The sequence below is a fragment of the Shinella daejeonensis genome (assembly GCF_024281235.1).
Classification (GTDB): domain Bacteria; phylum Pseudomonadota; class Alphaproteobacteria; order Rhizobiales; family Rhizobiaceae; genus Shinella; species Shinella daejeonensis.
This window is the reverse complement of the sequence record NZ_JAHWXY010000016.1, coordinates 31,933-45,915: the sequence shown is the minus strand read 5'-3', so window position 1 is coordinate 45,915 and position 13,983 is coordinate 31,933. Positions and strand designations below refer to the sequence as shown.

At 60.6% G+C, this 13,983-nt stretch carries 14 protein-coding genes and 1 pseudogene; 4 read left to right on the top strand and 11 right to left on the bottom strand.

All coding sequences use genetic code 11. The features are described 5' to 3' along the window. Window positions 1–95: pseudogene (locus KYK29_RS21365) on the bottom strand (electron transfer flavoprotein subunit beta/FixA family protein); the annotation flags it as partial. 249 nt (window positions 96–344) lie between these two features. On the opposite strand from KYK29_RS21365, the gene KYK29_RS21360 reads away from it, so the two are divergent. The 3 genes from KYK29_RS21360 to KYK29_RS21350 are packed head-to-tail and all read left to right on the top strand — an operon-like array spanning window position 345 to window position 4,105. Beyond that, on the top strand, window positions 345–1,457 hold the full coding sequence (locus KYK29_RS21360) for an NAD(P)H-dependent flavin oxidoreductase (protein WP_254692901.1): 1,113 nt from the start codon (window positions 345–347) through the stop codon (window positions 1,455–1,457). A gap of 19 nt (window positions 1,458–1,476) precedes the next feature. Further along, window positions 1,477–2,919: an NAD(P)/FAD-dependent oxidoreductase gene (locus KYK29_RS21355; RefSeq protein ID WP_254692900.1), complete on the top strand. Its 1,443-nt coding sequence runs from the start codon at window positions 1,477–1,479 to the stop codon at window positions 2,917–2,919. Between the two features lie 25 nt (window positions 2,920–2,944). Continuing rightward, window positions 2,945–4,105, top strand: coding sequence for an NAD(P)/FAD-dependent oxidoreductase (locus KYK29_RS21350; protein ID WP_254692899.1), 1,161 nt, complete (start codon window positions 2,945–2,947; stop codon window positions 4,103–4,105). 69 nt (window positions 4,106–4,174) lie between these two features. Here KYK29_RS21350 and KYK29_RS21345 read toward each other — a convergent pair whose 3' ends face one another. The 6 genes from KYK29_RS21345 to KYK29_RS21320 all read right to left on the bottom strand — a co-directional run bounded on the left by KYK29_RS21345 (window position 4,175) and on the right by KYK29_RS21320 (window position 8,312). Next, window positions 4,175–4,666, bottom strand: a complete 492-nt coding sequence (locus tag KYK29_RS21345; RefSeq protein ID WP_254692898.1) for a thioesterase family protein — start codon at window positions 4,664–4,666, stop codon at window positions 4,175–4,177. A gap of 81 nt (window positions 4,667–4,747) precedes the next feature. After that, a complete protein-coding gene (locus tag KYK29_RS21340; RefSeq protein WP_254692897.1) occupies window positions 4,748–5,566 on the bottom strand; it encodes a substrate-binding periplasmic protein in 819 nt (272 codons plus the stop codon). A 43-nt stretch (window positions 5,567–5,609) separates the two neighbouring features. Further along, window positions 5,610–6,266, bottom strand: coding sequence for an amino acid ABC transporter permease (locus tag KYK29_RS21335; RefSeq protein ID WP_254692896.1), 657 nt, complete (start codon window positions 6,264–6,266; stop codon window positions 5,610–5,612). Then, the gene (locus KYK29_RS21330) at window positions 6,263–6,907 is read right to left on the bottom strand and encodes an amino acid ABC transporter permease (RefSeq protein ID WP_254692895.1); all 645 of its coding nucleotides are present in this window, start codon (window positions 6,905–6,907) and stop codon (window positions 6,263–6,265) included. The genes KYK29_RS21335 and KYK29_RS21330 overlap by 4 nt, the downstream gene beginning before the upstream one ends. Then, window positions 6,904–7,644 carry an amino acid ABC transporter ATP-binding protein gene (locus KYK29_RS21325; protein WP_254692904.1) on the bottom strand — a complete coding sequence of 247 codons (741 nt, stop codon included), beginning with the start codon at window positions 7,642–7,644 and terminating at the stop codon, window positions 6,904–6,906. Before KYK29_RS21325 ends, KYK29_RS21330 begins: the two co-directional genes overlap by 4 nt. Window positions 7,645–7,811: 167 nt before the next feature. Continuing rightward, window positions 7,812–8,312, bottom strand: coding sequence for a MaoC/PaaZ C-terminal domain-containing protein (locus KYK29_RS21320; RefSeq protein ID WP_254692894.1), 501 nt, complete (start codon window positions 8,310–8,312; stop codon window positions 7,812–7,814). Between the two features lie 295 nt (window positions 8,313–8,607). Here KYK29_RS21320 and KYK29_RS21315 point away from each other — a divergent pair, with 295 nt between their 5' ends. Next, window positions 8,608–9,261, top strand: a complete 654-nt coding sequence (locus tag KYK29_RS21315) for a TetR/AcrR family transcriptional regulator (protein ID WP_254692893.1) — start codon at window positions 8,608–8,610, stop codon at window positions 9,259–9,261. An 18-nt stretch (window positions 9,262–9,279) separates the two neighbouring features. Here the strand turns inward: KYK29_RS21315 and KYK29_RS21310 are convergent, their stop codons facing one another. Genes KYK29_RS21310 through KYK29_RS21295 form a run of 4 tightly spaced genes read right to left on the bottom strand, consistent with a single transcriptional unit; the run spans window position 9,280 to window position 13,945 of the window. After that, on the bottom strand, window positions 9,280–10,725 hold the full coding sequence (locus KYK29_RS21310; RefSeq protein ID WP_254692892.1) for an amidase: 1,446 nt from the start codon (window positions 10,723–10,725) through the stop codon (window positions 9,280–9,282). Continuing rightward, entirely contained in the window at window positions 10,722–12,230 is a 1,509-nt protein-coding gene (locus KYK29_RS21305; protein ID WP_254692891.1) for a class I adenylate-forming enzyme family protein, read from the bottom strand. Before KYK29_RS21305 ends, KYK29_RS21310 begins: the two co-directional genes overlap by 4 nt. A gap of 28 nt (window positions 12,231–12,258) precedes the next feature. After that, entirely contained in the window at window positions 12,259–13,110 is an 852-nt protein-coding gene (locus tag KYK29_RS21300) for a polysaccharide deacetylase family protein (protein ID WP_254692890.1), read from the bottom strand. Window positions 13,111–13,156: 46 nt separating this feature from the next. After that, window positions 13,157–13,945 carry an SDR family NAD(P)-dependent oxidoreductase gene (locus KYK29_RS21295; protein WP_254692889.1) on the bottom strand — a complete coding sequence of 263 codons (789 nt, stop codon included), beginning with the start codon at window positions 13,943–13,945 and terminating at the stop codon, window positions 13,157–13,159. Between the last annotated feature and the right edge of the window lie 38 nt (window positions 13,946–13,983).

Sequence of the window (13,983 nt, the reverse complement as noted above, 5' to 3'; positions counted from 1 at the left end):
TTCACGTTGGCAAGCTCAACGCCCGATCCGTCCGTCTTCACCCGGATCTTCACGTTGTAGTCGACCACCCGTTTCACCGGGATCAGGATTTTCATGAGGCTTCCCTTTGACATCTCGCACATGCTGGAGAGCGCCGCAGGCAACTGCAGCAAATTCTTCCCAATACCATATAGTATTATATCATACTTACAAGTATTTTTTTCGCTCAGATGGTTTTCTGCGCGCGCAATCCGGTTGACACCGTACCATCAAGCCTCTTATTCATACTTACCGGTATCTTTTTTCGCCACATGGTATGTTGCGCGGCCGGACACGGCGAACGCTTAGGCACAGGGAGCCCTCAGATGAAGACAGTTACAACGGAAATGTTCGGGATCGACGCCCCCGTCTTCGCCTTCAGCCATTGCCGCGATGTCGTCGTAGCGACGTCCAAGGCAGGTGGAATGGGTGTGCTCGGGGCAGCATGGATGACGCCGGAGCATCTCGAACAGGAACTGAAGTGGATCGACGATCACATCGATGGCCTGCCCTACGGTGTCGATATGGTATTCTCCTCGACGGCGACGAAGGTGGATTTCAAGGAAAGCCCTCGGGAAATCATCCCCGCGGAGAGCCGCGAGTTCATAAACCGTCTTCTTGACGAGGACGGCGTACCGCCTCTCCCGAAAGACGAGGAGAAAGGCTGGTATGCCGAATATGCTCGCAACCTCGCCTTCAGCCCGGAGGCCAGCGAGGCGCTGCTCGATGTCGCCCTGCGGCATCCGGTCAAGTTGGTCGTTTCGGCGCTCGGCGTTGCTCCGGCTCACATCATCGACCGTGTGCACGAACAGGGTATCAAGTTCGGTGCGCTGGTCGGCAGCCCACGCCAGGCACAAAAGCAGATCGAGGCCGGTATCGACATCATTGTCGCTCAGGGCGCCGAGGCCGGCGGCCACACCGGCCAGATCAGCTCGCTTGTCCTCTGGCCGGAGATCATCGATGCCGTCGCCCCGACACCAGTACTCGCAGCCGGCGGCATCGGCCGAGGCCGTCAGATGGCGGCAGCCCTCGCCCTCGGCGCCGAGGGCGTTTGGTGCGGCACGATCTGGCTCGGCACCACCGAGAGTGAGCTGACACCGGACATGCGTGAAGTGCTTTACGAGGCGAAGGCCGAGGACGCCGTCATCACGCTTGGATATACCGGCAAGCCTTGTCGCGCGATCCGGTCCAAATACACCGAAGCCTGGCTCCGCCCCGACGCTCCCGCCACCCTCAAGAACACGCCGATGCAATCCATCGTTTCCGGCGAACCCTTCCGCCGCGTAGAGCGTGCGCGCCGAAAGGACTGGATGACTTATTCCGCCGGCCAGATCGTCGGCCGCGTCAACGAACCGACCACCGTGAAAAGCGTCATGTACGACATGATCCTCGAATATTCCGAGGCCATGGAGCGGCTGACCCAGATAAACGAAGCTTGAGACCGGAAGAACGCCCACCATGTCATCTCGCAAGATCGTCATCGCCGGAGCCAGCGACGCCGGCTTTAAAATCGCCCTTGCAGCGCATGCGGCAGGTCACGACGTCACCCTCGTCGACGAACACCCGCAGGCTCTGAAGGACATGTCCTTCGATGCGCCCTGGTTTTATGGGGCCGGCCTTCCCTCCGCCCTCATGAATGACAACTCGATCGCGCAGTCCGTACTGGAAGCCAGCCCCCAGCTCATGGAATGCATCGAGGCGGGCATCGACGTTCGCGTGTCCACCGTTCTCTGGGGCGCTTTCCGCAACGGCCCGAACTGCCTTCATGTCGGGAGGCCCAAGGTTGGACTGGTCACGCGGGAAGGCAACGAAATCCTCGAACACGATGCCTTGATCATCGCGACCGGAGTGCGGGATTTCGTTCCGTCCTTTAAAGGCTGGGAGCTGCCCGGTGTACTCGGTGGCAAGGCGGGGCTGGCGCTGCTGGACCTCTATCAGGTGTTCGAAGGCAAGCGGGTCGTCGTCCTCGGCTCCGACGAGCTCGCGCTTCGCGTCGTTCGATCGGCGCGCGAGCGCGGCGTCGAGGTGGCAGGCATCGTCGAGCCGGGCGAATCCGTTGTGGCCGGACCTGAGGCAGCCGCCTGGCTCGCCGCGCAAGACATTCCTGTGCATCTCGGACAGGTCATCGCGGAAGCGATCGGCAAGACGGCGGTCACCGGCGTCAAACTGGTCTCGCTCGACAATCGACCAAGCGAGGAGATCGCCTGCGATACGGTTGCAGTGGCCATTGCCACGCTTCCCAACATCGAGTTGCCGGCGGCCATGGGCTGCGAGATGCACTACGTTGCGGATGCCGCATCCTGGATTCCCCGGACTACCGCGCAGGGGGAGACCAGTCTCGAAGGCGTATTCTGGCTATCGGATGCCGGTGGCGGCAATGGCGACCTGCACACGGCAATCCTTGACAGGATCGGGGGCGCGGAGCGCGATAGCCGCGTGACCGCGGCGCCATCACGAAAAGTGTCTGCTACCGGCTATATCACCTCATGGATCGATGCCCTGCACAAGACGGGTGGGGACGACGTCGTCCTCTGCCAATGCGAAACCGTCAGCCGCGCCGAATTCTGCGGTCTCGCGCCGCCACAGTATCTAGGCAAATCCCTGCGCCATCCACAGACACCGCTCAATCATGGCGACGACGCGACCGCACCCCGCATCAATCAGGACTTCATGAAGCGTATGACCCGCGTGTCCATGGGGCACTGTCAGGGCAAGCGTTGCCGGGACGAGGCGATATTCGCACTCTCGCTCCGCTTCGGTATCGGGCTGGAGTCGATCCGCCCCGCAAGTTACCGCTTCCCGCTACGGCCGATCGATCTCACCCTTATCGCGGATGACGATGAAACCGATGACATTCGCCTGAACTGGCAGATGTGGCCCTATGAGACCCGCCAGGGCTGATCATTCCTCGATATTGGATACGAACATGCAAAGCTATGACATCATCGTCGTCGGTGCGGGGATCCTCGGACTTTCCACCGCGTATCGCGCGCAGAAGGCCGGTGCGAAAGTGCTGGTTCTCGACGCAGGCGCTACGGCCTACGAAGCCTCGTCACGCGCAACCGGCTATCTGAGCTTGCGCGGCGAGACGCCCGCTGAAAGTCCGCTCGCACAAGAAGCCGAGAAGCTTTGGGACGGATTGGACGATGAACTGGGTTATCCGACCGAGTGGACCCAAAAAGGCCGGATCTGGGCCGCACTTGACGAACATGAGTTCGCCGATTTGCAGAAGCTCTACCGGACGTTCCAGAAGACGGATGTTCCCTTCGAATTCCTCGATGGCGCGACCATGCGCAAGATGATCCCCTGTCTCAGCGAGCGCTGCCTCGGAGGCATCTGGACGAATCGTTCCGGTCACGCCAACCCGCAGCGGACCTCCCAGGCATTCGGCTGGGCATTCACCGATCTCGGTGGCGAAATCCGGGAATACACTCCGGTTCTGGAAGTTCTCGTTGAAGCTGGCAAGGTCAAGGGCGTGCGCACGCCCCAGGGTGAAATCCATTGCGGAAATGTCGCCCTTTGCGCGGCGGCACACAATCCACTGCTTCTCAAACCGTTCGGTATTCATTTCCCTCTTGCGCCGGTCCGTCTCGAAGCACTGGTAACGACACCGATGCCCCCTCTGTTCGAGCAGGCTTTCATCGGCAACGGTCTCTCCATCCGCCAGACGAAACGGGGCAATATTCATATGAATGGCGGGCCATATGAGTGGATCAACCTCGAAATCGGCAGGGAAGCCGCAAAGCCGACCACCCAGACCGTCCGCAACATCATGCGGCGCGCCATCGAAACGATGCCGGTCCTGAAGGGTGCTCAGTTCCTTCGTTGCTGGGCCGGGATCGTCGACATCGCCCCCGATCAGATGACCACAATCCATCGCTTTGATAGCCCGGAAGGACTGGTGACCGCAGCTTGCTCAGGCCACGGCTTTGGTATGTCCCCTGCCGTCGGTGTTGCAGCATCGGAGCTTCTCATGAACGGCGCAACGCGCATGCCGATCGAGCAGCTTTCGCTGGATCGTTTCAGGGACACGCCAAGCGATTGGCGGGAGCGCCGTAGATGGGAAGCGGGGCAGTACAACACCTGAACCCAACCGCAGAACGTAAAAAAGGCCGCGTGTCCGTTAGGGCGCGCGGCCTTCTCCTTTATCCATCAATCACCGGTGAAACTCCAGATCCTTGCGCAGGACGGCTCCCGTACCCTCCGGCAGCGGTCTATCCGCGGTGACCTGGTAGAGCGAAGCGATCTGTTCCAGCATCGCTGTCGAGGCCGGGCAGGATTTTCCCCGGGCAACATGGATCGACAAGTGCTCCCCTGTCGCCAGCAGGCGCCCCTTACCGTCACGGATGCGATGAAAAAGGTGTAGGCGCTTCTCGTCATAGCCAAGGATCTCCGAGCTCGCCTGCAACGACGCGCCCTGCCGGCATTCGTCGAGGTGAACGAGATGCGTCTGCAACGTATAGAAGGCGCCGTCCTCAGCGCGGGAAAAGTCAACACCGATCGTTTGATACAGTTTGTCGGACGCTTCGCCACAGACTTGAAGATATCGGTGCTCCGTCATGTGGCCATTGTAGTCGAGCCAATCCATGGGAACCTCACCCGTCCATGTGACAAGGGGAAGGAAGTCGGAAGCGTCGGTTTGCGTCATCGCGGGATCCTGGCTTGCAGAAAAAGGAAACCCCGGCCGGAAATCCGGGCCGGGGCAAGTCATATTTCAAGACCGTCGGGCTTACTTGACGAAATAGGGTTCACCGGTGTCGGCCAGGGAGGCATCGAAGCCGGCGGCCGTGACAGCGGCCGTCAGCTTGCCATCCTTGTGCAACCGGTCGATACCGGTATCCAGTGCCTTGCCGAGGCTTTCATTGCCTTTGGTGTAAAGGACGGCGGCCTGCGGCGGGCGAACGGTCGAGCCGACGCGCTCGTCCGCCGCCGGAATCTTGATCTGGATATCCTCGTAGGCACCCGCGTTCTTCTGGCTGTAGACGCCGTAGGTATAGCCGTCCACGGCGGCGTCGATCCGGCCGGCCGCGAGGTCCTGCGCCAGCGCCACACCGTTCGGATAGAGCTTCAGGTTTGCGCCGAGAAGTGCCTGCAGGTCCGGTACGAAGAGATAGCCCGACACCGTCCCGACCGTCTTGCCCTCGAGGCCAGCAATGGTATCGATGCCATCCTTGGAGAAAATCGCCGAGGGGTCGAGATAGGTCGGCGCCGACATGCCGAGAACGTCGACGCGCTTTTCGGTGCGGTTCCAGCCGCCGATGGCAACATCCGCCTTGCCCGACACGACGGCCTGGACGGCGGCCGACGGATCGACCGCCATGGGAACGACTTCCAGGCAATTCTCGTCGGCCACCGCCCTCACGACGTCGAAATCGATGCCGCTTAGCGAACCATCCGGATTGGTCTGCGAGAACGGGGGATAGTCGTAACCCGCGACGACGAGCTTACCCGGCGTGATCGTTACGACCTCGGTCTTGCAGTCCTGTGCAGCCGCGACGGAAATCTGCGTTGCCAGCGCGAATGCGGTCATCATCATAATATTTCGCATGTCAGTTCCCTCTGTTGGACATTGCCGGACCCGAACCCGCCATTCAGGCGTGGCGCGCGAGGCGGCGTTCGAACCAGCCGACAAGAAGCGTCGCTGGAATGCAGATACAGGCGTAGAGAAGGCCCGCGAGGCAAAGGATCGGCATGTAGCGGAAGGTGGTGGTGCCGATGATGTAGGCCTGCGAAAGAAGCTCGGGGAGCGCGATCGTAAAGGCCAGGGAGGATGCCTGCAGCATGAGGACCGCAAAACCAAGCAGTGCCGGCGCCGCCACCCGCAATCCTTGCGGAACGAGGACGAAACGGAGTTGATCGGCAAAACTCAGGCCCAGCGCGTCGGAAGCCTCGATTTGGCCGCGCGGCACGGCCTGCAGCCCGGCCCGGATAATTTCGCTGGTATAGGCTGCCGTGCTCCAGCTCAGCGCGGCGACGGCCGCGGCGAAGGATGTCAGGCTCACCCCGACATTCGGCAGGCCGAAATACGCGAACTGAAGCAGGATCAACGCTGGAGCGCCGCGACCGATTTCGACGACGGCAAGGCAGAACCAGCGCAGGAAGCGTGATTTCGCCTGTACCATCAACGCGAGAGCCAGGCCGGCGGGAATTCCGATTGCAAGTGAGGCACCGGTGACCTTCAGGCTGATTCCGAGGCCGTCCAATATCTGCGGGAGATAGGTTCCCCAAAAAGAGAGAATATCGCTCATTGCGCCACCTTCTGTCTCAGGCGGGCGTCGGCGATGCGCGCCACCAGCGCTATCGGAATGCTGATCAGGATGTAGAGAACCGCCGCGAACGCGAAGGGCGTCAGCCCGTCAAAGCTCTTGCGGGCGACAAAATTCGCCAGGAAAGCGATGTCCATCACGCCGACGGTCGACGCGATCGCTGAATCCTTGAAAAGACCGATCAGGTAGCTGGCGGCGGACGGCAGCGTCACACGGAACAACTGTGGCAGAATAATATCCTTGAAGGACGATACGGGAGGAAGACCCAGTGCACTGATCGCCTCCCATTGCCCCGCATGAATGCTGCTGAGCGACCCGCGGTAGATTTCCGCCATGTTCGCTGCGGTGACCACGCCGAGCGCAATGATCGTCGCCGGAATTGCGCCGATGCTGATGAAACCGGAACCAAGGCCGAAAAACAGCAGGAACACCCAGACAATCGGCGGGATGGAGCGCAGAAAGATGATGATCGCGAGCGCGAGGAAATGAAGGATCGGATTGCGCGAGATATGCATCGCACACAGCGGCGCACCCAGGATGAGCCCCATCGCAAAAGCGCCTATCGTCACCACGATGGTCCATGGCAAGCCGCTCAGGATGAGAATGGCGAAATCCCAGCTCATCTGTTCATAACCGCCTTGAGGAAGCGCTGCGCGCGTTCCGACTTCGGATTGCGCATGACCTCGGCACTTGGCCCCTCTTCGAGGATATGGCCATCGGCCATCAGAAGCACCCGGTCCGAAACGGTTTCCGCAAAATGCATCTCGTGCGTGACGACAACCATCGTCATTCCGCCTTCGGCAAGTTCCTTCATCACTGCAAGCACTTCGAGACCGACCTCGGGATCGAGTGCCGACGTCGGCTCGTCGAAGAGCATGACCTGGGGATCGAGTGCCAGCGCCCGGGCAATGGCGATACGTTGCTGCTGCCCGCCCGAACAGCGCGCGGGATATTGAGACGCCTTGTCGGCGAGGCCCACCCGCTCAAGAAGTGCATGCGCCCGCTTCTCCGCCTCCGCCCGGCTGCGGCCAAGCACGCGCTCCTGGGGCAGGCTGATGTTTCGCAACACCGACAGGTGGGGGAACAGGTTGAACGACTGGAACACCATACCGGCTTTCCTGCGCAGGCCCATCAACTCTGCGCGACGCAGCTGATGGTCGGCCCGGATGGTCAGTCCATCGATGGTAATTTCGCCGCCGGAGGCAGGCTCGAGCTGATTGAGGCAGCGTAGGAGGGTGCTCTTGCCTGACCCGCTTGGGCCGATGACTGCAACAACCTCGCCTTTGCGCATCGCGAAATTGATGTTCTTCAGCACTTCGTGCACACCGAACGACTTGCGCAGATTGCGCACCTCCAGAATGTTCGGAGCTGCTTCGGGAACCCTGGGACCCGCCTGTATTTCCGCGATCAAGACTCACTCCCTCCATAGCCGACCTGCTCAGTCCGCTGAGCCGACGCGATCTCTCACCCACCTGAACGAACAAGGCCGGGCCGACTGGCCGGACCTGCGGTCCGCCGTTATTGCGATCAGGCATCTACAGGCGGCCGCGCATGGAACATCACCTTCCACTCGCCCTGCTGGCAGATCTCATCGTTCTGATTGCGTACCTCGACCCAGAATCCAACGATGCCTCGCGCGGGATTCTTCGTGGGCCGGACAGATTCGACGCGCTGGTAAACGTGGATCGTATCGCCGATCTTTACCGGTGCCTTAAGATCCCAGGTCATACCCAGGAAAGCGATGGCCGTGCCTTCCTTCAGCCCAAGGCGAAATTCGAGGCCGGTGGCAATAGCGAAGACTGCAGGTCCGTGAAGGATCCGCGTGCCGAACGGCGTCTGACGGGCAAAAACCTCGTCCGTGTGGACGGGGTTGTAATCGCCGGTCATTCCCGCGAAGAGCACGATGTCGGCCTCGGTGACGGTACGGCGCGGCGTCTTCCAGTCCTGGCCTACCGTGAACTGCTCGAAGAACAGCGCGTTCGGTCCGATGTTCAGGGAAATGCTTTCCGCCGGATTCGAGGCGTCCATACTGAGCTCCATGTCTTTACGTAAAAGGCTTCGCGGGTATGCCGCTGAAGGTGCCTTGCCTCTCGGTCATACCATTTGGCTTATTTACATACTCATGAGTATTTTTGTCAATATCATTGGTTGACGAAAACTACCTTTAGGCATCTTTAAATTCATATAGGTCCGCGAACATACCGCGGTTGACTAGAGAGTTGGATTTTCCGAATATGCGGAATCCCTTCGGCTGCAGGTTGCGCACCCGAACGCCCTTCCATTTCACGCACGTCGTGCCCAAGAGACAGCCATTGGAATTCTGATGAAGACAACGCGCCGAAACGAACTCAAGGCCCGCAAGCAGGCGTATGTTCAGGATGAGATTTTGGCGGTTGCCGCCGAACTATTCGCGGAACGCGGCTTTCGAGCCGTCACGCTGGATGACGTCTCGGCATCGCTCGGCTACACGAAAGCGGTCGTCTACTATTACTTCAAAAACAAGAACCAGCTGCTCTGGGAGATCTTCAAAAAGATTCACGAAACCTGGTGGGAGGAGATGCAGGCGATCGTCACGCGAGATACGCCTGCCGACGAACAACTTGCCGCGATGATCCGCCAAATGGCGCTCAACGTCATGGACAAGCGCGAATGGACTGCGATCTACTTCCGGGATCAGTCTGAACTGACAGAGGAGCAGAGCGCGATTGTCATCGAGCACAAGAGGGAATTCGACCGGCTCTTTTCCAGCACCTACAGCCGCGGCGTCAAGGCGGGCATCTTCAAGGATATTCCCCCATATGTCGTGGTTACAAGCATCGTCGGCATGTGCACCTTCACGCACACCTGGTACAAACCGAACCGCGCGTTGAAGCCCTCAGATATCGCTGACCACTTCATAACCATGGTGCTCGACGGGTGCCGGAACCGGTCCCATCCGGAAATATCGCTCCAGGACGCCGGTGCTATCGCTCGATAGTGCGATAGAGCGTAGTTTTCAAATCGGAATTGGCGGCAGGAGATGGCCCCAGGGCGCCTCAGACTCGATCTGTGCCGACAGGCGCATGAGATCCGCCTCGCCGCCGAAAGGCGCGATCAGCTGTACACCGATGGGCATCCCCGCTGCATCGCGATGTAACGGGATGTTTGCGGCGGGCTGACCTGATGCGTTTATGATCGCAAGAAAGGTCGTATACAGTCCGGCCTTCCTGCGGAAGCTACGGAAGTCATCGCTCATCGAAAGCTCGCCGAGCCGTAGCGGCGGTTTCGTCAGGGTCGGCGTGAGGATGAAATCGAACCCTGCGATATAGTTTTCCAGCGTACGACCGATGCCATGGAACCGCGTGACCGCAAGAGCGTATCGCTCGGCCGGCATCGTACGGCCCATCTGGTATGCGTCATGGATCGCAGGCTCAAGCAAATCCCGCGGGTCGCCGTCCGGCCTACTGCGGAGGACGCCGCCTACCGTCACCGCGACATTCGTCGCCATGACGTCGATGATGGCTTCGATGAAGCTCGCATACTTAATCTCCGGCAAATCCGCATCGATGACCTCGTGTCCCAGACTGGAGAGGGTCTTCGTTGCCTTGTCGAGCGCCGCGATGCACTCGGCTGCAATGGGAATATCATCCCACGCCTTCGTCCAGCGTGCGATGCGCATGGGACGGTTGAAGGCGCGGTCCAGAAGCGCCAGATATGAATCCGGGCGGCCCGGCGCGGCGTAAGGTTGGCCGCGTTCCATCCCGGCGATCGAGTCCATTGCTGCCGCAGTGTCGCGCACGCTGCGGGAGATTACTCCGTCAACGGCAAGTCCAGCCCAGCCCTCCCCACGAAGCGGGCCGTAGGGCACCAAGCCTCGTGACGGTTTAAGGCCATAGACACCACAGCATGCCGCCGGAATCCGAATTGAGCCGCCGCCGTCACTGCCATGAGCAACAGGAACAATGCCCGCGGCAACGGCCGCCGCGGCTCCGCCGCTCGATCCACCAGGTGAACGCTCGAAGTCCCAGGGATTTCGGGTCGGCCCACCGTAAACCGCCGCCTCCGTTGTCGGCGCCATGCAGAATTCGGGAACCGTTGTGCGTCCATAGGGTAGGAACCCCGCTTCGACAAAGCGGCTGGTCAGGGTCGCATCGATTGCCGAGCCCGACCCCTCGAACAGTCGTGAACCGACGGACCCCTTGAGCGTCCTCGACGCCAATCCGGAATCCTTCAGCAGGAACGGGATGGCGCCAAACGGTCCTTTCCGATTGGCGGCTCGCGCCAGCGAAAGGCCTAGCTCGGGATCGATGTAGCAAAGCGCATTCAGCATCGGCTCGAAACGGGCTCCGATCTCGAGCGCCGCCTGCATCAGTTCGACAGGGGAGACCTCACCCTTTGCAAGCCGGTCAGCCAACACGAGTCCGTCAAGACTACGATATTCCTCAAGGTTGATCACGTTCACTCACTCCCGATCATCGTCTTCAAGGCGGCCTTGTCGACCTTGCCGGTCTTGCCCAGGGGAAAAGTGTCGATAAAGCGCACCGTGCGCGGCACTTTAAAATCGGCAAGCCGGGATTCAGCATGGGCAACGAGTTCGTCCACCGAAACGTCCGCCCCGGCCCGGCGGATCACGAACGCCACGGGGACTTCCCCGAAAATCCTATCTGCGCCGCCCACAACGGATACATCCTGGACAGCCGGATGCGATATCAGGGCCTCCTCAACCTCGCTCGGCGAGATGTTCGCCCCACCACGGATGATGATGTCCTTGATACGGCCGGTGATGAAGAAGAACCCGTTCTCATCGCGATGTCCAAGATCGCCTGAACGGAAATAGTCGTCGACCATTGCTCCGGCTGTCTGCTCCGGTGCCCCATAGTATTCCTTCACGGTCGCCGCCGCACGGACGAGGAATTCGCCCTGCTCGCCCGGTGCGCAATCGCTGCCATCAGGGCGCACGATCCGGTAGCTCAGCCCAGGCGCCGCCTTGCCGACCGATCCTTCCGGCACGATTTCGTCATCGCGGCTATAGTGGCCGAATACCGGGGTCGCTTCCGTCATCGCATAATAATTCTGCAGCGATTTGCCAAATCGCGTGGCAAACCTGCGACGCATTTCGAGAGGCAACGGCGCGCCGGCGCAGATGATCTCCCGCACGTTCGACAGATCGAAATGCTTGTCCTGCTGTTCGCAGAATTCAAGCATCATGGAGTACATCGTCGGTACGCCGTGGTAGATGGTTATCCGATGGGCGACCAAAGCCTCCAGTGCGTCCCGGGGATGGAAGCGCCGCAGGAGGACGACTTTTCCACCTGCTTGCAGCCCTACGGCCGCTCCAGTGGAGAGACCGTAGAGAAATCCGAGGGGGAGCGTCACAAGCGTTACGTCATCCCGTCCGAGGTCCCACATTTCAGCCAGGGCGCGGGCAACGCCCACCTGGGCCGCATGGGTGAGCAGAATCGCCTTGGGTTGCCCCGTGGTTCCGGACGTGTAGATGATCAGGAAATCGTCGTCCGGCATTACCGCTGATGCTGCGGGGAGATCGACGCCGCCGGCAGGTTCGTTGAGCAGATCGATTGGTCGGCGCCGCTCGACGGGAATTGCAGCCGCCACGCCATCTCCGGACACTTCGTCATGGAACAACATTCTCGCCCCGGAATGAGCGAGAGCATATTTCAGTTCGCTCTCCGAGAGGTTCGGGTTCATCGGAACGTAGATCGCTCCGATCCGCGCCGCTGCGTAGTAAAGCAGCAGCATTTCGGGCCTGTTCTGCGCGATTGCGGCCACCCTGTCGCCCTTGGCGATGCCGAGCCTCATCAGGTGGCGAGCGGCGTTCTCGGATAACGCCACGACATCCTCGAATGAAAAGTACTCATTCTCGAACACCAAGGCCGTTCGGCCAGGATCGGGCGACATCCGATCGCGGAGTGCGATGAAAACATTCTGCGGCATCTGGCAATCGGGCATTTGGCGGCTTCCGCTGATGGAACAGTTGCTAATTTTCACGAGGTTTGGAAAGCGAGGCATCTGCCTCCCGGGCTGCTTCGCCGAGGGTCAGGAACCTGACTCCCTCGCAATCCCGCATGTGGTCAATGAGCGTCGCCAGCATGCGGATGCGCGGCCCTCGCCCAATGAACTGGGGATGCATCGTCAACGTGAAAACGCCGTCCTCCACTTCCTCGTTGCAGTAGTCGAATTCGCCGCGCCAGATGGCACCGACCTCCGCCGGATCGCGCAGGCCTTGATAGAGCGGTTTGTTCAGGAACGCGAAATAGGGAAAGTCATCCAGTTCCCATGCCACCGGCATTTCGATGAGCCGGGTTTCCGGTCCCGGTCGGAAGCCGTCATCGTCCAGCTCGTCTCCCGAGCGAGCGCGGTAGGGACGAAAGTCGTCGGCCATCATGGAGCTGTCGTAGATCAGGCCGCGCTCGATCAGCAGTTCGACCGTGTCGGGCGAGAGATCCCAGGCGGGCGAACGATATCCGAGCGGGACAAAATCAGAACCGAGCACCTTGCACAGCCTTGCCAGGGACGCATCGAGATTCTTCGCCTCCTGTTCTCGACCCAAGCCGACCGGCGTTTCATGAACGTAGCCGTGCAGGGCGATCTCGTGGCCTGCATCGCGGATTGCCATCGTCTCCGCCGGATAGGAGACGGCGGTATGCGAAGGCACGAAGAAGGTGGCTTTCACGCCCGCCCCGTCGAGCAGTTTGAGCAATCGCGGCACGGCCACGCGCGCGCCGAATTCGCCACGCGACACGGGCGTTGCCGAGGTCGTCCGGAAGCTGCTCAGCCAGAGCGAGACAGCATCGAAATCGAAGGTGAGGCAAACTGTGGTCATGAGCATTCCTGATCCGGACGAGGAAGGGCGGCCCGCAGCCGCCCTTGTTTTCTCATTTCGCGGTCCAGCCGCCATCGACCGTCATGCACTGACCGGTAATGTAGTTCGCCCGCTCCGAGAGCAGGAAAGTGATCATCGCCGAGATATCCTCGGGCACACCCTTGCGCGCCATCGGCACACGGACAGGCAGCCAGTCGGTTTCGACACCAACGCCAGCCATGACCGGAGCATCCTCGCCGAGGATACGTGTGGAGTTGTCCCGCAATGTCGTTGTGATCACGCCGGGGCAAACTGCATTCACCGTGATGCCATCTTTCGCGTAGTAGCAGCCAAGATGCCGGGTCAGACCAATGACCCCATGCTTGGATGCAGTATAGGAAGCACCGTCCGCCATGCCGGTAAGGCCACCGATAGAGGCAACGTTCACGATGCGGCCCGCCTTTTGCTCCACCATATGACGCAACGCGGCGCGGCAGGCATAGAAAGTACCCCGGAGGTTCACGTCGATGATCTGGTCCCAGAGCCTGTCGCTCGTCTCGATACCCGAAGCAAAACCATCGAAAATGCCGGCATTGCAGACCAACCCGTCGATCCGGCCATATTCGGCGTTTGCCTTGGCGACGAGGGCGTCGACCTGATCGACGAGCCGCACGTCGGTCTGCTGAAAACTGACCGAGCCGGGGGCACCGCTCGCCTCGGCGATCGTCTCTTCCGCCTTGTCGGCCAGGATGCCGCCCATGACGACATTCGCGCCGGCGCGGGCGAGTTCCAGCACGGTGGCCCGGCCGATGCCGGTCTCGCCGCCGGTGACCACGATGATGCGTCCTGAAAGCTCGGACATTTAGAATTCTCCTTCCGCGGGGCAAAGCCCGCAATCAT

Excerpts from the sequence above, each read along its gene's own strand:
- KYK29_RS21320 (WP_254692894.1), bottom strand. The coding sequence starts at position 8,312 with ATGGACGCCTCGAATCCGGCGGAAAGCATTTCCCTGAACATCGGACCG.
- KYK29_RS21335 (WP_254692896.1), bottom strand. The coding sequence starts at position 6,266 with ATGAGCGATATTCTCTCTTTTTGGGGAACCTATCTCCCGCAGATATTG.
- KYK29_RS21330 (WP_254692895.1), bottom strand. The coding sequence starts at position 6,907 with ATGAGCTGGGATTTCGCCATTCTCATCCTGAGCGGCTTGCCATGGACC.
- KYK29_RS21360 (WP_254692901.1), top strand. The coding sequence starts at position 345 with ATGAAGACAGTTACAACGGAAATGTTCGGGATCGACGCCCCCGTCTTC.
- KYK29_RS21295 (WP_254692889.1), bottom strand. The coding sequence starts at position 13,945 with ATGTCCGAGCTTTCAGGACGCATCATCGTGGTCACCGGCGGCGAGACC.
- KYK29_RS21300 (WP_254692890.1), bottom strand. The coding sequence starts at position 13,110 with ATGCTCATGACCACAGTTTGCCTCACCTTCGATTTCGATGCTGTCTCG.
- KYK29_RS21345 (WP_254692898.1), bottom strand. The coding sequence starts at position 4,666 with ATGACGCAAACCGACGCTTCCGACTTCCTTCCCCTTGTCACATGGACG.
- KYK29_RS21305 (WP_254692891.1), bottom strand. The coding sequence starts at position 12,230 with ATGCCCGATTGCCAGATGCCGCAGAATGTTTTCATCGCACTCCGCGAT.
- KYK29_RS21340 (WP_254692897.1), bottom strand. The coding sequence starts at position 5,566 with ATGCGAAATATTATGATGATGACCGCATTCGCGCTGGCAACGCAGATT.
- KYK29_RS21355 (WP_254692900.1), top strand. The coding sequence starts at position 1,477 with ATGTCATCTCGCAAGATCGTCATCGCCGGAGCCAGCGACGCCGGCTTT.
- KYK29_RS21315 (WP_254692893.1), top strand. The coding sequence starts at position 8,608 with ATGAAGACAACGCGCCGAAACGAACTCAAGGCCCGCAAGCAGGCGTAT.
- KYK29_RS21350 (WP_254692899.1), top strand. The coding sequence starts at position 2,945 with ATGCAAAGCTATGACATCATCGTCGTCGGTGCGGGGATCCTCGGACTT.